This is a genomic window from Streptomyces sp. CBMA152, assembly GCF_014596475.1.
In the GTDB taxonomy this organism is placed as follows: Bacteria; Actinomycetota; Actinomycetes; order Streptomycetales; family Streptomycetaceae; genus Streptomyces.
This window is the reverse complement of record NZ_MECJ01000004.1, coordinates 81,135-100,764: the sequence shown is the minus strand read 5'-3', so window position 1 is coordinate 100,764 and position 19,630 is coordinate 81,135. Positions and strand designations below refer to the sequence as shown.

Annotated in this window: 18 protein-coding genes; 9 read left to right on the top strand and 9 right to left on the bottom strand. The window is 71.6% G+C overall.

Translation table 11 applies throughout. From position 1 onward, the window contains the following. Positions 1 to 39 precede the first annotated feature (39 nt). Both BG418_RS04885 and BG418_RS04880 read left to right on the top strand, forming a co-directional pair. Positions 40 to 1,524 carry a DHA2 family efflux MFS transporter permease subunit gene (locus tag BG418_RS04885; protein WP_188272433.1) on the top strand — a complete coding sequence of 495 codons (1,485 nt, stop codon included), beginning with the start codon at positions 40 to 42 and terminating at the stop codon, positions 1,522 to 1,524. Positions 1,525 to 1,766: 242 nt separating this feature from the next. Next, positions 1,767 to 3,566: a long-chain fatty acid--CoA ligase gene (locus tag BG418_RS04880; protein ID WP_188272432.1), complete on the top strand. Its 1,800-nt coding sequence runs from the start codon at positions 1,767 to 1,769 to the stop codon at positions 3,564 to 3,566. 43 nt (positions 3,567 to 3,609) lie between these two features. Here the strand turns inward: BG418_RS04880 and BG418_RS04875 are convergent, their stop codons facing one another. From BG418_RS04875 to BG418_RS04865, 3 genes are all read right to left on the bottom strand, one after another. Next, the gene (locus BG418_RS04875; RefSeq protein ID WP_188272431.1) at positions 3,610 to 4,611 is read right to left on the bottom strand and encodes a chitinase; all 1,002 of its coding nucleotides are present in this window, start codon (positions 4,609 to 4,611) and stop codon (positions 3,610 to 3,612) included. 164 nt (positions 4,612 to 4,775) lie between these two features. Then, a complete protein-coding gene (locus BG418_RS04870) occupies positions 4,776 to 5,555 on the bottom strand; it encodes a Tat pathway signal sequence domain protein (RefSeq protein WP_188272430.1) in 780 nt (259 codons plus the stop codon). Further along, positions 5,552 to 6,793, bottom strand: coding sequence for a glycoside hydrolase family 105 protein (locus BG418_RS04865; protein WP_188272429.1), 1,242 nt, complete (start codon positions 6,791 to 6,793; stop codon positions 5,552 to 5,554). The genes BG418_RS04870 and BG418_RS04865 overlap by 4 nt, the downstream gene beginning before the upstream one ends. 251 nt (positions 6,794 to 7,044) lie before the next feature. Here BG418_RS04865 and BG418_RS04860 point away from each other — a divergent pair, with 251 nt between their 5' ends. Next, entirely contained in the window at positions 7,045 to 7,887 is an 843-nt protein-coding gene (locus tag BG418_RS04860) for an aldo/keto reductase (RefSeq protein ID WP_188272428.1), read from the top strand. An 83-nt stretch (positions 7,888 to 7,970) separates the two neighbouring features. Here BG418_RS04860 and BG418_RS04855 read toward each other — a convergent pair whose 3' ends face one another. Together BG418_RS04855 and BG418_RS04850 are read right to left on the bottom strand one after the other, a co-directional pair. Further along, positions 7,971 to 8,915 (bottom strand): trans-aconitate 2-methyltransferase, encoded by a 945-nt coding sequence (locus BG418_RS04855; protein ID WP_188272427.1) that lies wholly within the window; start codon positions 8,913 to 8,915, stop codon positions 7,971 to 7,973. Then, positions 8,912 to 9,898 carry an AraC family transcriptional regulator gene (locus tag BG418_RS04850; RefSeq protein ID WP_188272426.1) on the bottom strand — a complete coding sequence of 329 codons (987 nt, stop codon included), beginning with the start codon at positions 9,896 to 9,898 and terminating at the stop codon, positions 8,912 to 8,914. Before BG418_RS04850 ends, BG418_RS04855 begins: the two co-directional genes overlap by 4 nt. Before the next feature lie 97 nt (positions 9,899 to 9,995). On the opposite strand from BG418_RS04850, the gene BG418_RS04845 reads away from it, so the two are divergent. Both BG418_RS04845 and BG418_RS04840 read left to right on the top strand, forming a co-directional pair. Beyond that, positions 9,996 to 10,874: an NmrA family NAD(P)-binding protein gene (locus BG418_RS04845; protein ID WP_188272425.1), complete on the top strand. Its 879-nt coding sequence runs from the start codon at positions 9,996 to 9,998 to the stop codon at positions 10,872 to 10,874. Positions 10,875 to 11,077: 203 nt separating this feature from the next. Further along, positions 11,078 to 11,956: a sigma-70 family RNA polymerase sigma factor gene (locus BG418_RS04840; RefSeq protein WP_188272424.1), complete on the top strand. Its 879-nt coding sequence runs from the start codon at positions 11,078 to 11,080 to the stop codon at positions 11,954 to 11,956. Positions 11,957 to 11,978: 22 nt separating this feature from the next. Here BG418_RS04840 and BG418_RS04835 read toward each other — a convergent pair whose 3' ends face one another. Beyond that, the gene (locus BG418_RS04835) at positions 11,979 to 12,290 is read right to left on the bottom strand and encodes a 4a-hydroxytetrahydrobiopterin dehydratase (protein WP_188272423.1); all 312 of its coding nucleotides are present in this window, start codon (positions 12,288 to 12,290) and stop codon (positions 11,979 to 11,981) included. 78 nt (positions 12,291 to 12,368) lie between these two features. Here BG418_RS04835 and BG418_RS04830 point away from each other — a divergent pair, with 78 nt between their 5' ends. After that, positions 12,369 to 13,388, top strand: coding sequence for an NAD(P)-dependent oxidoreductase (locus BG418_RS04830; protein WP_188272422.1), 1,020 nt, complete (start codon positions 12,369 to 12,371; stop codon positions 13,386 to 13,388). A 36-nt stretch (positions 13,389 to 13,424) separates the two neighbouring features. On the opposite strand, the gene BG418_RS04825 is transcribed toward BG418_RS04830, so the two are convergent. Then, the gene (locus tag BG418_RS04825) at positions 13,425 to 14,537 is read right to left on the bottom strand and encodes a sensor histidine kinase KdpD (protein ID WP_188272421.1); all 1,113 of its coding nucleotides are present in this window, start codon (positions 14,535 to 14,537) and stop codon (positions 13,425 to 13,427) included. A gap of 1 nt (position 14,538) precedes the next feature. Then, positions 14,539 to 15,303, bottom strand: a complete 765-nt coding sequence (locus BG418_RS04820) for a response regulator transcription factor (protein ID WP_188272420.1) — start codon at positions 15,301 to 15,303, stop codon at positions 14,539 to 14,541. Between the two features lie 125 nt (positions 15,304 to 15,428). Here BG418_RS04820 and BG418_RS04815 point away from each other — a divergent pair, with 125 nt between their 5' ends. From BG418_RS04815 to BG418_RS04805, 3 genes are read left to right on the top strand one after another with little or no spacing between them, the layout of a single operon-like run. Next, positions 15,429 to 16,139 carry a glycosyltransferase family 2 protein gene (locus tag BG418_RS04815; protein ID WP_188272419.1) on the top strand — a complete coding sequence of 237 codons (711 nt, stop codon included), beginning with the start codon at positions 15,429 to 15,431 and terminating at the stop codon, positions 16,137 to 16,139. Continuing rightward, positions 16,136 to 16,801 carry a DUF2064 domain-containing protein gene (locus BG418_RS04810; RefSeq protein WP_317453504.1) on the top strand — a complete coding sequence of 222 codons (666 nt, stop codon included), beginning with the start codon at positions 16,136 to 16,138 and terminating at the stop codon, positions 16,799 to 16,801. The genes BG418_RS04815 and BG418_RS04810 overlap by 4 nt, the downstream gene beginning before the upstream one ends. After that, entirely contained in the window at positions 16,798 to 17,475 is a 678-nt protein-coding gene (locus tag BG418_RS04805) for a methyltransferase domain-containing protein (RefSeq protein ID WP_188272418.1), read from the top strand. Before BG418_RS04810 ends, BG418_RS04805 begins: the two co-directional genes overlap by 4 nt. A gap of 72 nt (positions 17,476 to 17,547) precedes the next feature. Here the strand turns inward: BG418_RS04805 and BG418_RS04800 are convergent, their stop codons facing one another. Continuing rightward, complete coding sequence (locus tag BG418_RS04800; RefSeq protein ID WP_188272417.1) at positions 17,548 to 19,584, bottom strand: putative Ig domain-containing protein; 2,037 nt, start codon at positions 19,582 to 19,584, stop codon at positions 17,548 to 17,550. Positions 19,585 to 19,630: the final 46 nt, after the last annotated feature.

Sequence of the window (19,630 nt, the reverse complement as noted above, 5' to 3'; positions counted from 1 at the left end):
TCGTACGGGACGTCAACGAAAGAGTCGGAGGGTCTGGAAATGCGCAAGTGGGGGCCGCTGGTCGCGGTCTGTCTGGGAACGTTCATGCTTCTCCTGGACGTCACCATCGTGACGGTGGCACTGCCGGACATGGCGAGTTCGCTGGACGCCTCGCTGTCGAGCCTGCAGTGGGTGATCGACGTGTACGCGCTGGCGCTCGCCGCGCTGCTGCTCGGTGCGGGCGCGGGCGCCGATGTGGCCGGACGGCGGAAGTTCTACGCGGCGGGCACGGTCCTGTTCGCGCTCTCCTCGCTCGCCTGCGGCCTCGCCGACAGCTCCGGGGTACTGATCACCATGCGGGCGCTCCAGGGCGTCGGCGCGGCCGCGATGTTCGCCACCACGCTGCCGCTGCTCGGCGCCGCCTACCAGGGCCGCGACCGCTCGGTCGCGCTCGGTGTGTGGGGCGCGGTCAACGGCGCGGCGGCGGCGCTCGGCCCGATCCTGGGCGGGCTGCTCACCGAGGGGTTCGGCTGGCGCTGGATATTCTTCGTCAACCTTCCGGTGAGCGCGGCCGCGGTGTGGCTGACGATCCGGGTGGTACCGGAGTCGAAGAACCCGGCGGGCGGCCGCATCGACTGGGCGGGCACGGTGCTCTTCGCGCTGTTCGCCGGATCGCTCACGTACGGGGCGGTCAACGCGGGAACCGACGGCTGGGGAGCCACGCGCACGCTGGTGTCCTTCGCGGTGTCGGCGCTCGCGCTGCTCGTCTTCGTCGTCGCCGAGCGTCGCGCGGCCCGGCCGCTGATGGATCTGTCGCTGCTGCGGCGCCCGGCGTTCGTGGGCGTCCTGGTGGCGGCCGTCGCCCTGAACGCGGCGGCGTTCGGTGTGCTCCCGTACACCTCGATCTGGCTCCAGACGCTGCTCGGGATGAGCCCGGTGACCGGTGGTCTGGCGCTGGTGCCGCTGGCGCTCGCGTCGTTCGCGACCTCGGCGCTCGGCGGGCGGTTCCTGCACGGTGTCTCGCAGCGGCTGCTGCTCTGCCTCGGGCTGCTGCTCATCGGCCTCGGCATGTTCGGCCAGGCGCTGCTCGACTCGGGCTCCGACTGGAAGTCCCTGGTGGCCGGTCTCATCGTGACCGGCATCGGCGTCGGCCTGGTCAGTCCCGCGCTGGCCTCCGCCGCGCTCGCCTCGGTGCCGCAGCGCAGCAGCGGGATGGCGACCGGCGCGATGAACTCGGTGCGCCAGCTCGGCTACGCGGTGAGCATCGCGGTGTTCGGCACCCTCGTCACCAGCCGCATGACCGACTCGCTGCACAGCGACGAGCAGGCCCGCGCGCTCGCGGGCGGCGCGGCGGGCGCACTGCGCGGCAGGGTCCCGGACGAGGCGCTGCACTCCGCGTTCGCGACCGGCCTGAACTGGGGCGCGGTGGCGGCGGGCTCGCTCGCCGTGGTGGCCGCCCTCGCGGTGTTCGCCCTGGTGCGCACCCCGTCGGCGCCGCCCGTGCAAGTCCGTACCAATGCTCCGGTCCCGGTAGAGCGGGCGTGACCAGCTCGTACAGATTCGGTGGAGAAAAACTCGCCCGAACCTGACCCCAGGGTCAGAAAAGGGCCGGAGCGGCCCCGACATGGGCCCGCTCCCTGTGTTGACCTGTGGTGATACCGGACACACTCGCACTTGCGCGCATTCCTCGACGCCCCTCCCGTCTCCACCCCGGGTGGGGTACCGTCACCGGCGCTGTGCGGAGCGCCACAAGGAGCAAGGTATTGCGCGAGTTCACTGTCCCACCCATGGCGACGGCGCCTCACGTCGGCGGGCTGGCGGATGTCGTGTACGACCATGCCCTGGACGACCCGCACCGGGTCGCGCTGGCGCGCAAGGACGCCTCGGGCCAGTGGCAGGACGTGACCTCCGGACAGTTCCGCGACGAGGTGTTCGCGCTCGCCAAGGGCCTGATCGCGGACGGGGTGCGGTTCGCCGACCGGGTCGCGATCATGGCCCGTACACGGTACGAGTGGACGCTGTTCGACTTCGCGCTGTGGTCCATCGGCGCCCAGCCGGTGCCCATCTATCCGACCTCCTCCGCCGAGCAGGTCTTCTGGATGCTCCATGACTCCGAGGTCACGGCGTGCGTGGTGGAGCACGAGGACCACGCCATGACCATCGGCTCGGTGATCGACCGGCTCCCCCACCTCAAACGGCTGTGGCAGCTGGACGCGGGCGCGCTGCCCGAACTCCTCGCGCTGGGCGCGCAGATCGAGGACGACGTGGTCCATCGCCACCGGCGCGCGGTGACGCCCGAGTCGACCGCGACCGTCATCTACACCTCCGGCACGACCGGCCGCCCCAAGGGCTGTGTGATCACCCACGCCAACTTCATGTTCGAGGCGGACACGATGGTGGCCCGCTGGGAGCCGGTCTTCCACTCCCGGCCCGGCGACGAGGCCACGACCCTGCTGTTCCTGCCCCTTGCGCACGTCTTCGGGCGGATGGTGGAGATCGCGGCGATCCGCGGCCGGGTCAAACTCGGCCACCAGCCCGCGCTCTCCGCGACCGCGCTGATCCCCGACCTCCAGTCGCTGCGCCCCACCTTCATCCTCGCGGTCCCGTACATCTTCGAGAAGGTCTTCAACGCGGCCCGCAGGAAAGCCGAGGCGGAGGGGCGGACCGGCCCGTTCGACAAGGCCGTCGACATCGCCGTGAAGTACGCGGAGGCGATGGAGCAGAAGGCGTTCGGCCTGGGGCCCGGGCCGTCGGCCGCGCTGCGGATGCAGCACCAGTTCTTCGAGAAGGTCGTGTACGGCAGGGTCCGCGAGGCGATGGGCGGGCGGGTGCGACACGCGATGTCCGGCGGCTCCAGCATGGGCCGCCGGCTCGGCCTGTTCTTCGCCGGCGCGGGCGTCACGATCTACGAGGGGTACGGGCTGACCGAGTCCACAGCCGCCGCCACCGCCAACCCGCCCGAGCGCACCCGGTTCGGCACCGTGGGCCAGCCGGTGCCGGGCACCACCGTGCACATCGCCGAGGACGGAGAGGTGTGGCTGCACGGCGGCCAGATCTTCTCCGGGTACCTCAACGAGCCCAAGGCGACCGAGAACGTGCTCAAGGACGGCTGGCTGGCCACCGGCGACATCGGCGCCCTCGACGAGGACGGCTATCTGACCATCACCGGCCGCAAGAAGGAGATCCTGGTGACCTCCGGCGGCAAGAGCGTCTCGCCGGTGGCCCTGGAGGAGCGGGTCCGGGCGCATCCGCTGGTGGCCCAGTGCATCGTCGTCGGCAACGACCGCCCGTACATCGCGGCCCTGGTCACCCTCGACCAGGAGGGCGTCGACCACTGGCTCTCGCTGCGCGGCAAGCCGTCGCTCACCGCCTCCGAGCTGGTCCGGGACCCGGATCTGGAGATGGAGGTGCGGCGCGCGGTGGTGGCCGCCAACACACTCGTCTCGCAAGCGGAGTCGATCCGTACGTTCCGGATCCTCGCCCATCAGTTCACCGAGGAGCACGGTCTGCTCACCCCGTCGCTGAAACTCAAGCGACGCGCGATCGAGGAGGCCTACACGGTGGAGGTGGACGCCTTGTACCGCTGAGCCGTCGCGGTACAGGGCGTCCCACTACCCCCTCGCTGTTCGGTCACATGTACTGGACGACGATCTTCGTGAAGGCGTACGGCGCCTGTGCGACCCCGCTGCACGAGTCGCCGGAGCCGCCCGAGCCGCACTGGCGGTCCCGGTTGACGGACCAGAACGCGTACCGCGCTATGTGGTGCTGGCGCGCGTAATTGAGGATGGTCTGGAAGTCCCCGGTCGTGACGGTCTCGTCGGCCTCGTCCGTCTTCCCGTTCATCGACGACACACCGATGTGCCGGTACGCGGTGTCGTCGGGATAGCCGTACGCGCTCTTCACCGCGGCCTTGAGCCCTTCGAGGGCGCTGACGGTCGCCGAACCCATCGAGCCGCTGTGGCCGTTGAAGTCGAACGGCATGATCACCCAGCCGTCGTTGGCGAACCCGGCCGCCGCGCCCTTCCTGATGAGGTCCTTGCCGTTGGCGTCGGGCCCGTTCGGCGTGGTGCCCATGGTCACGTAGGTGACGAGCCCGGGGTTGTCCGTCTTGACGATCTTCAGCGCGTCCACGACCCGCTTGCGCACGGTCGCGTTGGAGAACTCGGTGTTCTCGATGTCGATGTCGAGCGCCTTGAGGTGGTACGCGCCGATCACCTTCTGGTAGGCGCCGGCCAGCGCGGACGCGCTGGAACACTTCTCGCCGAGCTTGTTGCCGCTCCAGCCGCCGACCGAGACGACGACGTCGCCGCCCGCGCCCCGGATGGAGTTGACGGCCGCCTGGTCCGAACCACCGGTGAGCGACCGCGTCCCGTCCCACTTGGGGTTGCAGCCGCCGTCGGAGAGGACGAAGGCGAGGGTGAACCACTTGACCCCGGTGGCCGCCATGACGTCGGTGGGCTTCTGCGGGTTGCCCCAGCCGAGGTACTCGTACGGGGCGACGGCCATCGACCCGGCGGCGGCGCCGGTTTGGGGCGCGGCACTGCTGCCCGGGGCGCCGATGAGCGGGAGGAGCAGAGCACTGAGACCGGCGACGGCGGCCGTGGCACCGCGTCGCGATACGGCGACGTGCATGAGGGGTCCTTTCGTGGGGGGCGAGAGGTTCGGGGGACGAGATGCGTGGTTAGGAAAGGTTCCTAACCACCACGAGGCATAGCAGTGCCTCAAGCGCGCGATGTCAATCCCTCGCGTCGCTCAACTCCCGTGTGCTTACGGGGTGTTGTACACCGAGGCCGGGCTCAGACGAGTTGGTAACCGCGCAGGTTCGTGAGCAGGAGGTAGGTGTTCTGCAGCGAGCCCGAGGTGTCGCCGAGCGAGCGGTAGATGCCCCACTTGGGGCGGACGCGGTCGGCCAGGAACGTGTCGACGCCGGACCTGGCCTTGTCGATCACGGTGGTGCCGCCCCGGCTGAGGATCCAGCGGACCGAACCCGCCGTCCCGTCACCGACCTTGATCTGGAAGTCGACGTCGGTCCAGGTGTCGTGCAGCGGATCGAGGGCGGTGCGCCCGATCAGGGTGCCGGAGATCGGCAGGTTCAGCTCGATCGTCTGGACCCCGTTCACCCGGCGCAGCGACTGCACGACGATCGGCGAACTGCCGTCGCCGGGCTGCTTCATCTGCATGATGTGCGTGAAGGTGGTGGTCGCCTTGAGCGAGCTCGGGATGTACATCGAGTACGTCACCCGCCATGTCTGGCCGGGCAGCCACTTCAGATACGTGTCGCCGGTCCGCAGCCCCGTGACCTCCTGGCGCTGTCGGTCGGTCATGGTGTCGCGGTCGACGGTGTGCATGGTGAAGCGGAAGTTGTCGCCCTCGGGGACGATGTGCGGATGCCCGGCCGGGTGCGAGTTCGCCCGGTCGTCCTCGACGGTCTCGAACGCCCTGAGCCCGTCGACGGCGGCGGACGGCGCCCACTTCCGCTGCCAGGACGCGGCCCGGGCGGGCAGGGACAGTCCGGTGGTGACGGCGGCCGCGCCGCCGAGCGCGGCGCCGAGTACAGCTCTTCTGGACGCGGTCATCGTCCTGTCCCCCTCGCGGTGAGCTGTTCGTTCATGATCAGGAAGGCGCCCAGACCGTGGAAGTCGTTGGTCGCCCGGGGGCGCGCGACGTAGTACGCGTACTCCCCCACCCCGGTCCCGATGGAGATGTCGGTGAGGTCGGTCCGCCCGTCCGGGCCGAGGGAGACCTTGGCGAGGACGCCCCGGTAGCCGCGCCGGGCGACCGCCTCGAAGCGCGGGTCGATGTATCCCTGCCGCACCGAGCGGTCCAGGGCGTACGTGAACATGCTGGAGCAGGACGTCTCGGTCCAGTTGTCGGGCTTGGACCCCTTGTCGACCACCTGGAACCAGCGGCCGGTCTTCGGGTCCTGGAAGCGCTCCAGACCACCGGCGAGGTGGCGAAGGTAGGTGAGCAGCTGCGCGCGCCGGGGGTGGTCGGCCGGTAACCCGTCCAGCACTTCGACCACCGCCATCGCGTACCACCCGACCGCCCGGCACCAGTGCTCGGGCGCGAGCCCGGTGCTCCTGTCGGCCCAGCTCGCGGTGCGCGACTCGTCGTACGCATGCCTCAGCAGGCCGTTGGAGACCTGCAAGTGACCGCCGTAGACGGCGAGTTGCTTCGCGGCCTCGTCGTCGGTGTACGCGGAGTCGCCGAACTCCTTCCCGTACTCGACGAGGAACGGGTTCACCATGTACACCCCGTCCGACCAGAGTTGGTGCGCGCGGCTGCTGTTGTCGGCGTGCCAGAAGCCACCGTCGGCGGTGCGGGGGTAGGTGGTGAGGCGGTCGCGGATCTTCTTGGCGGCGACGCGGTAGCGGTCCTGGCCGGTCTCGTGGTGGAGGATCACCAGGAGTCGGCCCGCCTGCATGCTGTCGAGGCTGTCGAAGCTCTGGCCGATCGCGCCGGACGCGTCCACGAACCGGTCCACGTAACTCCTGATGAACGAGAGCAACTTGGGGTCGTGGGTGCGCTGATAGACCTGGTACTGCCCGAAGAGGTAGAGGCCGACGGGGTAGGACCAGCCGCCGATGGACGACGGGGTGTAGCGGGCCATGGTCGAGCGCGTCATGGCGACGGACCAGTCGGTGGTTTGTACGTCGTGGTTCCCGGTCGCCCGGGGCTGGACGGCTGCGGCCGGTCCGGTGGCCGCGCCGAGGCCGCCCGCCGTGAGCGTGGCGGCGACCACGGCGGTGAGCAGCCGAGAGGCCCGGCGGGGAGTTCGGTGGGGGGCGCCGTGGGGGGCGCGGACTCTCTTCATGGTCACCTCACGGGGACTTATGACCCATATGTGGCACATGCGCGCGCCGGACTGGGTGCGCCGTTCACAAGGGTGTACCGCGTTCAGCTATCTGCCATAGAGTTGCGGCTTGTTGGAGCGCGGTCAATGGTCCGGACCGAGAAGGTCTCCGTATCGCGCCAATTCGAGCGGCATCGCGATCGGGAATGGTTTGATGGCCGTGATCGTTGACGGGGGGAGTACCAGACCGACGACGTAAGGATCGACCGCTCGTGAGCAAGGTCCCCTCCATCACCCTCAACAACGGCGTCGAGATGCCGCAGCTCGGTTTCGGTGTCTGGCAGGTGCCGGACGACGAGGCCGCGCAGGCGGTCACGACCGCGATCGAGGCCGGTTACCGGTCCATCGACACCGCCGCCATCTACGAGAACGAAGTGGGCACCGGCAAGGCGATCGCGTCGGCCGGGGTGGCCCGCGAGGAGCTGTTCGTCACCACGAAGCTGTGGAACAGCGCGCGCGAGACGTGGACGCGCGACAGCGTGCTGCGCGAGTTCGACGCGTCCCTGTCGAAGCTCGGCCTCGACTACGTCGACCTGTATCTGATCCACTGGCCGCGCGCGATGCGCGAGGACTACGTGACGATCTGGAACGCGTTCGGCGAGATCGCCAAGAGCGGCCGCGCCAAGGCGGTCGGCGTCTCCAACTTCAAGGAGCCGCAGCTGCGCCGCGTCATCGACGAGTCGGGCGTCGTCCCGGCCGTCAACCAGGTCGAGCTGCACCCGCAGCTCGCCCAGGACGAGCTCCGCGCCTTCCACGCCGAGCACGGCATCGCGACCGAGGCCTGGTCGCCGCTGGGCCAGGGCAAGGGCCTCCTTGAGGTCCCGACGATCGTTGCGATCGCACAGAAGTACGGGAAGACCCCGGCCCAGGTCGTGCTGCGCTGGCACCTCCAGCTCGGCAACATCGCCATCCCCAAGTCGGTGACGCCCTCGCGCATCGCCGAGAACTTCGACGTGTTCGGCTTCGAGCTCGACACGGAGGACATGACGGCGATCGCCGCGCTCGACGAGTCCCAGCGGCTCGGTCCGGACCCGGACGACTTCGACTGGAACTGAGTTCAGGTAGAAGTACAGCAGTACGCCGATGCCGCCGCCCGGGATGTCCCGAGCGGCGGCATCCGTGCGTCAGGAGTGACCCCTTATCCGTCCCGCCTCGCCGTGTGGATCGAGCGCGCGGCCAGCATGTAGACATCCTGGCGCCGCGCCAGACCCGCCTCGTCCGCCGGGTCGAGCAGGCGCCGCACCACCGCCTGGTCCTCCTGCGACAGCTCCTCCCCGACCGCCTCCCACGCCCAGCTGAAGTCGGCCACGACCTGCTCCCGCACCTGCGGATCCAGCGGCGCCGGGCGGTCGAGCAGGAAGCTGCGGGTGCCGGTCGGCGTGAGGCCGACGGACGCGAGCAGCGCCGACCAGTCCTCGGTCTCCTCCTTGGCCCCGGGCAGCTCCGCCCGCATCCGGGTGAACCACTCGTCCACCACCACGTCGAAGCGCGCCTGGAGTCCGGGCTGCCCCAACCCGATGTCGCGCGGCAGATGCCGGCTCGGCAGGCCGCCCTCGACGAGCGCCACCGTGCCGCCCGGCCGCAGCAGCTCCGCGAACCGCGCGAGCGCCGCGCGCTGGTCGCCGATGTGGTGCAGCGAGTTGCCCGCCCAGATGAGATCGGCCTCGCCCAACTTGTCGATGTCGTCCGGGAGTTCGGCCTCGATCGCATGGAAGCGGTCCGCCAGGCCGAGGCGTTCCGCGCGCGCCTGCGCATGGTCCAAGAGCCCGCGGCTCGCGTCGACGGCGACGACCTCAGCGGCCGGGAACACCTCGGCGAGCAGGCAGGTCACCACGCCCGGGCCGCTGCCGATGTCGAGGACGCGGCGTACCTCGCCCAGCGGCCGCTGCTCGCCGATCCAGGTCGCGGCCTGGCGGTAGATGGACGAGTACAGCTCGCCGCTGCGCACCAGGAACGCCGCCATGGTCGCCCAGTCGAGATCGCCGGTGCCGTGGTGGTGACCATGCGTATGGCCGTGGCGCTTCGCACCGTGGCCGCCGTTCGCATCGCTGTCATGGCCGTCGCGGCCGTGAATGTCGCTCATGGCTCCACCCTGCCCCCGTAGGCCACCGATCCGGGAGATTCCTTGCCGTTCCGGCAAATCGCGCGGTGGTCCTGGGGACTGATCCCCCGTACCCGCTTGAACGCGGCGCTCAGCGCGAACGCGCCGCCGTAGCCGACCCGGCGGGCGATCGCCTCGACGGTGGCGTCCGTCTCGCGCAGCAGATCGGCCGCCAGCGCGAGGCGCCACCCCGTGAGGTACGCCATCGGCGGCTCCCCCACCAGCTCCCCGAACCGCCGCGCGAGCCCGGCCCGGGAGACCCCGCACCGCGCGGCCAGCGCCGCGACCGTCCATGGATGCGCGGGCTCGTTCTGGAGCAGCCGCAACGCGGGCCCGACCACCGGGTCGCCAAGCGCCCGGTACCAGCCCGGCGCGTCGGCGCCCGGACGGTTGAACCAGGCGCGCAGCACCGCGATCAACAGCAGGTCGAGCAGCCGGTCCAGGACGACGCTCTGGCCGGGCTCGTCCTTGGAGATCTCCGCGTCGAGCAGCGACATCAGCGAGCAGTTCCACTCCTCGGCGCTCAGCCGCAGCACCGGCGGCAGCGCGCCGAGCAGCCGCCCGCTGATCTCACCCTCCATCAGATACGTGCCGATCAGCATCGTCGCCGAGCCGTCCGGCGCGTTGCCCCAGGTGCGTACGCCCAGCTCCATCGACTGCGCCAGCGGCTCGCCGCGCAGCGTGGTGCAGACCTCGCCCGGCCCGATCCGGGCGAACGGCTCGGCGTCCGGTGCGTACGAGACGGTGTACGGATCGGGGCCGCGCACGAGGACGATCTCGCCGGGGCGGGCGAGCACCGGCTCGCCGCTGTCCGGGACGATCCACGCCTCGCCCCGGGTCATCGACATCAGGCAGATCGGCGCCCGGTCCTCGATCCGTACGGACCAGGGCGGCTCCATCACCATCCGCAGCAGAAAGGCCCCGCGGGCCCGTGGCCCGTCGAGCAGTCCGGCCAGTGCGTCCATGACGGCCAGCGTATAAACGGAAGCCTGTGGACGCAGACGTATGCGGCTGAGTTCCTGACGCATGGAGAGTGCGACGGCCGCCCGCGAGGCTGGACGCATGACGAACAACGAGCGGAACACTCAGGAGAACACGGCCGAAGTCGCCCTCGACCGGACCGTGTTGGTGACCAGCGGCACCGGCAAGACCGGACACCGCGTCGTCGAGCGGCTGACCGCGCTCGGCGTGCGGGTCCGGTCCGGGTCGCGGCGGGGCGAGGTGCGGTTCGACTGGGCGGACGAGTCGACGTGGGGCCCGGCCCTCGCGGGCGCGGACGCCGCGTATGTGGCGTACTACCCGGATCTCGCCGCACCCGGCGCCGTCGAGGCGATGCGCACCTTCGGCGCCCTGGCCACGCGGCACGGGGTACGGCGACTGGTCCTGCTCTCCGGGCGCGGCGAGCCGGAGGCGGTGCGCGCGGAGAACGCGCTGCGCGAGGCTTTCACGCCAGGTACAGACTTCACGGTCGTCCGCGGCGCGTTCTTCGCGCAGAACTTCAGCGAGGGCGCGATGGCCGACGGCGTGCTGTACGGCGAGATCCCGTTCCCGGCGGGTGGGACGGCCGAGCCGTGGGTGGACGCGGACGACATCGCCGACGTGGTCGTGAAGGCCCTGACCGAGGACGGTCACGCGGGCGCCGTCCACGAGCTGACGGGACCTCAGCTGCTCACGTTCACCGAAGTGGTCCAGGAGATCTCGGCCGCGACCGGCCGCGCGGTGCGCTACGTTCCGGTCTCCGGCGCCGAGTACGCGCGCCTGCTCGTGACGTACGGACTCGCCGAGCCGGAGGCCGAGTGGCTGGCAGGGCTTTTCACCACGCTGCTCGACGGCCACAACTCCTCGACCACGGACGGTGTGAAGCGCGTCCTCGGCCGCGAGCCCAAGGCGTTCGCTGACTTCGCGCGGGACGCGGCGGCGGCCGGCGACTGGCATCTCTAAAGGGGACAAAGACCGGCGGAAAACCCCCTGGACAGTGGCTCTCCGGCCAGATGACCGAAACCAGCCGTGATCAAAACCACACCCATAGTGAGCACCTGATTACGGCATAAGGGGCCTGTCGTTGGTCCCCAAGTCATTCCTTCGGACTAGGTTCTTGTCTGTCACTGCATTTTTGACGACGCGCGCTACAAAGGATCTGACCGATGGACGATAACGAATCCCTGGCAGAGCGATTCGAGGAGAACCGGCCGCGCCTGCGGGCGGTCGCCTACCGGATGCTCGGCTCACTGAGCGAAGCCGAGGACGCCGTCCAGGAAGCCTGGTTGCGGGCCGACAGTTCCAGCGCGGGCGTGGAGAACCTCAACGGCTGGCTGACGACGGTCGTCTCCCGGGTCTGCCTGGACATGCTGCGCTCGCGCCAGTCCCGGCGCGAGGACCCGCTGGACATCCATGTGCCCGACCCGATCGTCAGCCGGCCCGACCGGATAGACCCCGAGCACGAGGCGCTGCTCGCCGACTCGGTCGGGCTCGCGCTGCTGGTCGTGCTCGACACACTGGCTCCGGCCGAGCGGCTGGCGTTCGTGCTGCACGACATGTTCGGCGTCCCGTTCGAGGAGATCGCGACGATCGTCGACCGCACGCCGGCGGCGACCCGGCAGCTGGCGAGCCGGGCGCGCCGCCGCGTCCAGGGCACGGCCGCCCCGGACCCGGATCTCAACCGGCAGCGCAAGGTGGTCGACGCGTTCCTCACGGCCGCGCGCGGCGGCGACTTCGACGCGCTGCTCGCCACGCTCGACCCGGACATCGTGCTGCGCGCCGACTACGGGCGCGGCTCGCTCACCCCGAACAAGACGGTGCTGGGCGCGCACGCGGTGGTCCAGAACGCGCTGTCCTTCAAACAGTACTCCCAGTTCGCCCAGCTGGCGCTGGTCAACGGCGCGATGGGCGTGGTCAACGCACCGCAGGGCACGGCCATGGCAGTGCTCGGCTTCACCGTGCAGGACGACAGGATCGTCGAGATCAACATCCTCGCCGACCTGGAGCGGCTGCGCCGGGTCGACATCTCGATGCTCGACGCCTGACCGGACCCAGCCGCACGACGGTTCAGCCCGCGCCGTGGCCGGAGGCGATCGCCTCCACCCGGTGCGCCAGCTCGAAGTCCTTCTCGGTGACCGCGCCGCCCGCGTCGTGCGAGTTCACCGTGAGGGCCACCGTGTTGTAGCCGAGGGTCAGATCCGAGTGGTGGTTCAGCTCGTCCTGGATCTGGGCGATATGGATCACCATCGCGGTGGCCGCGAAGTGCGAGGCGAGTGCGTAGGTGCGGCCGATGCGGTCCTGGCCGTCCGAGAGCGACCAGCCCGGCAGTTCACGCAGGCGGTCCTCGATGTCCTTCTGCGACAGCGGCTCAACGGGCATGACCGGACTCCTTACGAGGCGGTGACGGTGCGGTGTGGAGTGCGGTATCCGCGACTCCGTCTCCGTAGCGTCGCCCCTATGCGTGTACTTGTCACGGGAGGCGCGGGCTTCATCGGCTCGCAGATCGTCTCGGCCCTCTCCTCCCGGGGCCATGAACCGGTCGTCCTCGACCGCGCCGACGACCCCGCCGACGACGTCCGCGACCCGGCGGCGGTCGCCCGGGCGCTGCACGGCGTCGACGCCGTCTGCCACCAGGCCGCCATGGTGGGCCTGGGCACCGACTTCGCCGACGCGCCCGACTACGTGTCCCACAACGACCTGGGCACGGCGGTGCTGCTCGCCGCGATGGCCGAGGCGCAGGTGCGGGACCTGGTCCTCGCCGGGTCGATGGTGGTCTACGGGGAGGGGCGCTACGACTGCGTGCGCCACGGTCCCGTACGCCCCGGGCCCCGGCCGTACGAGGAGCTGGCGGCGGGCCGGTTCGAGCCACTGTGCCCGCACTGCGACGCGCCGCTGACCCCGGGTCTGGTCACGGAGAACGCGCCCGTCGACCCGCGCAACGTGTACGCGACGACCAAGCTCGCGCAGGAGCACCTGGCGGCCGCGTGGGCGCGGGCCACCGGGGGCCGGGCGGTGTCGCTGCGCTACCACAACGTGTACGGGCCGGGGATGCCGCGCGACACGCCGTACGCCGGTGTCGCGTCCTTCTTCCGCTCGGCGCTCGCGCGCGGGGAGGCGCCCCGGGTCTTCGAGGACGGCTGTCAGCGCCGGGACTTCGTGCATGTACGGGATGTGGCCGGGGCGGACGCGGTGGCCCTGGAGGCCGTCCGCGACCGGGCCCCGGGCACGCTCACCGCGTACAACACGGGCAGCGGGACCCCGCACACGGTCGGCGAGATGGCCCGGGCGCTGGCCGACGCGTACGGCGGCCCGGCGCCGGTGGTGACCGGCGAGTACCGGCTCGGCGACGTCCGCCACATCACGGCCGACTCGGCCCGCCTGCGCGAGGAGCTGGGCTGGCGCCCGGCGGTGGGCTTCGCGGAGGGGATGACGGAGTTCGCCCGGGCGGAGCTGCGGCCGGTGGCACCTCTCGGCTGACCGTGTGACCTGTCGTGACCCAGACCTGACGGCTCGTCAGGATCGCGCCGCCGGGAGTATCAGCTCGAAGCGGCAGCCGCCGTGCACGTTGTGGACGGCGGCGCTGCCCGCGTGGGCCTCGACGATGCCGCGCACGATCGCCAGGCCCAGGCCCGCGCCGCCCGGTGGGGTGCGGGCCTCGGTGCCGCGCCAGCCGGTGTCGAAGACGCGGGTCAGATCGTCGTCCGGGATGCCGCCGCAGCCGTCCGTCACCGAGAGCACCACCGACTCCGCGCGCGCCTCGGCCGCGACCGCGACCGTGCCGTCGGCCGGGGTGTGCCGGATCGCGTTGACCAGCAGGTTGGCCAGGACCCGGGTCATCTCCTTGCCGTCGACCTCGACCGGGACGGGCTCGACCCGCTCGCCGACCAGCCGTACGCCGTGCTCGCGGGCGAGCGGGTCGGCGCCCGCCAGCGCGTCGCCGACCAGGTCGTGGACGGACATCCGGGCCGGGTTGAGGGCGAGGGCACCCGCGTGGATGCGGGAGAGCTCGAAGAGGTCGCCGACCATGCCGTTGAGGCGTTCGACCTCGGTGCGGATCTGGCGGAAGTAGCGGTCGGGGTCCTTGGCCATGCCGTCCTCCAGGGCCTCGGCCATGGCTCTGAGCCCCGCGAGCGGGGTACGCAGATCGTGCGAGATCCAGGCGACCAGCTCGCGGCGGGAGGTCTCCAGGGCGCGTTCGCGCTCGCGGGACGCGGACAGTTTGGCGCTGGTGGCGGCGAGCTCCCGGCTGAGCGCGGCGAGTTCGGCGGTGGCCGGCCCCTCGGGCTCGGCGAAGCTGCCGCCGTCGCCGAACGAGCGCGCGGCCAGGGCGAGTTGACGGCTGCTGGCGACGACCCGACGGCCCAGGATGAGCGCGGTGGCGAGCGAGACGGCCGCGGCCATGGCGATGACGAGCGTGACGACCTTCAGGTCGTGCGAGGACAGGAACATCTCCCAGGCCACGGCGAGCGTCCCGGCGAGCATCGCGGTGACGGCGACGGCCGCCACCACGGCGAGGGACGCGGTGACGGACCGGTGCCGCAGCAGCCGCAGCGCGAGCGCCCCGAGCAGCCCGGCGGCCCCGGCGCCGAGGAAGGCGTAGACGGCGATGAGGAGGATGTCGCGCATGTCAGCCTTCCGTCCCGGCGACCGGGTCGGAGGATTCCGTTCCGGCCGGACCCTGCTCCGGCAGTGCCTCGCGCTCCGGCTCCTCCTCGAACCGGTATCCCACCCCCCACACCGTCTGGATCAGCCGAGGCTTGGCCGGGTCGTCCTCGATCTTGCCGCGCAGTCGTCGCACATGGACCGTGACGGTCGACAGGTCGCCGAACTCCCAGCCCCACACGTCGTGCATCAGGCGTTCGCGGGTGATGGCCTCGCCCGGGTGGCCGATGAGATAGGCCAGGAGGTCGAACTCCCGCAGCGTCAGGGCGAGTTCGCGGCCCTGCTTGGACGCGCGGCGGGCGGCCGGGTCGAGTGCGATGCCCGCGCGGCTGATCCGCGGCCCCGGCGGCGCGACGGCGCGGCTGCGGCGCAGCACGGAGTCGACGCGCAGCACCAGCTCGCGCGGGCTGAACGGCTTGGTCACGTAGTCGTCCGCCCCTATCTCCAGACCGAGCACCCGGTCGTCCTCGTCGCCGCGCGCGGTGAGCATGATCACCGGTACGGGTCCGGTGCCCCGGAGCGTACGGCAGACCTCCAGACCGTCCATGCCGGGCAGCATCAGGTCGAGGACGACCAGGTCGGGCCAGCGCGCACCGGCCGTGCGCAGGGCGGCGGGCCCGTCGGCGGCATGGTCGACCAGGTACCCGGCGCGTTCCAGATAGCCGGTGACGACCTCGGCCACGGTCGGGTCGTCGTCGACGACGAGGATGCGGTGCTGAGCGTTCTGCATGCGCCAAGCGTCGCACCCGCGCGGAGGCGGTGTCTGTGCCCGGATGGCGGACCGACACGGACGTCCGTGTTTCGTAAGAAGCCGAAGTCCCGATTTGTCCGCTTCGACTTCGTACCGTGAGGGGCGTGACCGACTCGATCCCCACGACGGTGGACGTCGTACTCCCCTGCCTCGACGAAGCCGAGGCGCTGCCCTGGGTGCTGGCCCGGATCCCCGACGGCTGGCGGGCCCTGGTCGTCGACAACGGCTCGACCGACGGCTCGGCCGACATCGCCCGCGCGCTCGGCGCGACCGTGGTGCACGAGGCCCGGCGCGGCTTCGGCGCGGCCTGCCACGCCGGGCTGCTCGCGGCCGAGGCCGAGTACGTGTGCTTCTGCGACTGCGACGGCTCGCTCGAGCCCGCTCTCCTGGATTCCTTCGTACGGGAAGTGGCCCGCGGTGACGCCGACCTCGTCCTCGGCCGGCGCAGGCCCACTGCACGCGGGGCCTGGCCGCCGCACGCGCGGGCCGGGAACCTGGCGCTGTCCCGGATGCTGCGCCGCCGCACCGGGCTGCGTCTGCACGACCTCGGCCCGCTGCGGGCGGCCCGCCGCGCTCCCCTGCTCGACCTGGGCATCGCCGACCGGCGCAGCGGCTATCCGCTGGAGATGGTGGTGCGCGCCTCCGATGCCGGATGGCGGGTGCGCGAGCGGGATGTGCCGTATCTGCCGCGTACGGGGAAGTCGAAGGTGACCGGTACCTGGCGGGGCACCTGGCACGCCGTGCGGGACATGCGGGCGGTGCTGGCCCTGCCGCCCGCGCCCGGCCGGACGGCCACCGCGGCGAGCGCCCGGTGACGGCCCGCAGTGCGCCGGTCGCCCTGCTGGTGATCGCCAAGGCGCCGGTGCCCGGCCGGGTCAAGACGCGGCTCACCCCGCCGTACTCGCCCGAGGAGGCCGCCCGGCTCGCCGAGGCGGCGCTCGCCGACACGCTCGACGTGGTGCTCGCGGCCCCGGCGCGCCGCCGGATCCTGGTCCTCGACGGCGCCCCCGGCCCCTGGCTCCCCCCGGGCATCGAGGTCGTCCCGCAGTGCGCGGGCGGCCTGGACGAACGGCTGGCGGCGGCCTTCGGCCTGGACCCGGGCCCGGCCCTGCTGATCGGGATGGACACCCCGCAGGTGACCCCGGCCCTGCTCGCCCCGGCGCTGTCCGGCTGGCCGCCGGGCGAGGCGTGGTTCGGCCCGGCGGCCGACGGCGGCTTCTGGTCGCTGGGTCTGACCGCCCCCGACCCGGCGCTGCTGCGCGGGGTGCCCATGTCCGTACCGGAGACGGGGGCCGTCCAGCGGCGGCGGCTGCTCGACGCGGGTCTGACGGTCCGTGAACTCCCGCCGCTGCGGGACGTGGACACGGCGGACGACGTACGGGAGGTGACGGCCCAGGCACCGCACGGACGGTTCGCGCGGGTGGCGGCCGGGACCGGGGTCGGGGTCGCCGCCGGTCGGCAGGGCGCCGCCCGATGACCACGACCGCCGCGACCACCGCGGCCCCGACGCCCGCAGCGCTCGCCTGGCGGGCCGACCCGTACACGGACGCGATCCGCAGTGGGCGCGGGCCGCTGTTCCTGCACCGGCACGACGGCTGGCTGCTGCCGCTGGAGGTGGAGCGGTGGTGCGCCGCGCCGGACGCGGCCGATCTGACCGTGCTGCGGCGATGTCGCGGCGCCGTGCTCGACATCGGGTGCGGGCCGGGGCGTCTGGTGGTGGCACTCGCGGCGCTCGGCACGGCCGCCCTCGGCGTCGACGTGAGCCCCGAGGCCGTCCGGCGCACCCAGCGCTCGGGCGGCAGCGCGCTGTGCCGCTCGGTGTTCGACCCGCTGCCGGGCGAGGGCCGCTGGCAGACCGCGCTGCTCCTCGACGGCAATGTCGGCATCGGCGGCGACCCGGTGGCGCTGCTCGCCCGCGCGGCCCAACTGGTGGATGACACGGGCCAGTTGATCGTGGAGGCGGCGCCGTTCGACGTGGACGAGAGCGTCGAGGTGCGGGTCGCCGACGGCCGGGGCGCCTTCGGCTCCGGCTTCCCCTGGTCCCGGCTCGGCACCGCCGCGCTGCTCCGCTACGCGCACGCCACCGGCTGGTACGCGGCGCAGCGCTGGACGTCGTCCGGGCGCCCCTTCGTCGCGCTGCGCAGACGGTGAACGCACCGGAAAGGGCCCGGACTTGGCGCCGCCAAGTCCGGGCCCACCCCCGTCACCCCGCAGTGGGGTCCATCAGCTGATGTTCAGTGCCGTGTCGTCGACGACGAACGACGTCTGCAGGCTGACGTCCTCGGTGCCGTTGAACTTGATGGTCACCGTAGAGCCCGCGAGCGAGGACAGGTCGAACGTCTTCAGCGCGTAACCGGAGTTCTTGTTGAGGTTGGAGTAGGTCGCCAGGGTGGTCGAGCCGGCCGTCACCGTCAGCTTGTCGTAGGCGGTGGAGGCGGTCGTCTCGCTGGTGTCGATGTGCAGGTAGAAGCTGAGGCTCGCGTGGCAGCCGGCCGGGATGGTCACGGTCTGCGAGAGCGAGTCGGTGTGGGTGGTGCCGTAGCCGTCCAGCCACGCCTTCCACGAGCCGGAGTGCGCGGGCTCGCTGCTGCTGTTGTCGATCACACCGGCCGTGGCGGACCAGGGCGCGGCGGAACCGGTCTCGAAGCCGGGGTTGCCGAGCAGTTGGGCGGGCTGGCAGCCGCCGCCGGGCTGGGTGACGGTCCAGGTGAACGAGGTGCTGCCGGAGGCCTGGGTGGCGTCCTTGACGGTGACGCTGACGTTGGAGGTGCCGGCGGCCGTCGGGGTGCCGGAGATCAGACCGGTCGAGGAGTTGATGGACAGACCGGCCGGCAGACCCGAGGCGCTATAGGTCAGGGTCTGGCTGGTGTCCGAGTCCGTGGCCTTGATCTGGAGCGAGGCGGCCGTGTTGATCTGGGTGCTCTGGTTGCCCGGGTTGCTCACCGTGATGGTGTTGCCGGTGCTGGTGCCGCCGGTGAAGGCCGCGACGCCGTTCGGGGTGCCGAGACCCGTCGGGCCGTCGTAGCCGGGGCCCGCCTGGCAGAGGTAGTTGCCGCAGGAGCCGTTGGCGCCGGACGTCACGTCGTTGAGCGCGGACGGGTGGGCGTACGGGTAGGAGGCCGGGTAGGTGCCCGCGGCCGGGGTGCCCGCCAGGGCGTAGACGCCCGCGATGATCGGCGAGGAGGCGCTGGTGCCGCCGTACACGTTCCAGCCGCTGGCCTGGTAACTGTCGTACACCGCGAGGCCGGTGGCCGGGTCGGCGACCGCGGAGACGTCGGCGACGGACCGCATCGAGCAGCCGGTGTCCTTCTGCCAGGAGGGCTTCGGGTCGTAGGCGGAGCAGCCGGAGCCCGCGCCCTGGCCGCCGGCGCTGGTGCCCCAGACGGACTCGGACCAGCCGCGCGCGCTGCTGTCGCGACGCAGTGACGTGCCGCCGACCGAGGTCACGTACTGGGAGGCGGCCGGGTACTCGACGCCGTAGCCGCTGTCACCGGAGGAGACGGTGATGGCGACACCGGGGTGGTTGAAGTACGAGGAGTCCGACGACGGGTCGGTGGCGTCCTCGTTGCCGCCGTAGCTGTTGGAGACGTACTTGGCGCCCATGGTGACCGCGCGGTTCACCGCGGTGCCCAGGTCGGCCATCGACGGCTGGCTGGCCTCGACGAGCAGGATGTGGCAGGAGGGGCAGACGGCGCTGACCATGTCGACGTCGAGGGAGATCTCACCGGCCCAGCCGGAGTCGGCCGTGGGGTAGCTGGTGCCGCCGTTCTCGTCCACCTTCTTGAAGCAGCCGTTGGCCGTGGTGCAGGCGGGCAGACCGTACTGCGATCGGTAAGTGGCCAGGTCCGACTCGGCGTTGGGGTCGTCATAGGCGTCGACGATCGCTACCGTGGCACCGGAGCCGCCCGACGGCAGGGCGTAGGCGCTCTGGAGGTCGGTGGGGCCGTAGCCGGACGGCGCGGCGTTCGGGTTGATGCCGAGGTGCTGCTTCACATCGGTACGGGCCAGGGCCAGGCAGGACATCCGGCCCGGCTTGGTGGCCTGGGCGCAGAGCCGCTGGGTGGGGGCGGCGCCGGTCTGGGTGGCGGTCGAGGTGGCGGCGGTCGTGGTGGCGGCACTGTGCGCGGGCGCCGACGGGGCGGCGGAGACGGACGGGGCGGCGGCGATGAGCCCACCGGTGGCGAACGCGGCGAGGGACAGCAGCGCGGTGGTGGCTCGGCCTGTCGGTCTTCTGAATCCGAAGGGTCTCTTCGCGTACATGGAACTGCCCTCCATGGGGGGGTTGGCTCGCCGGGATGAGGGCGAG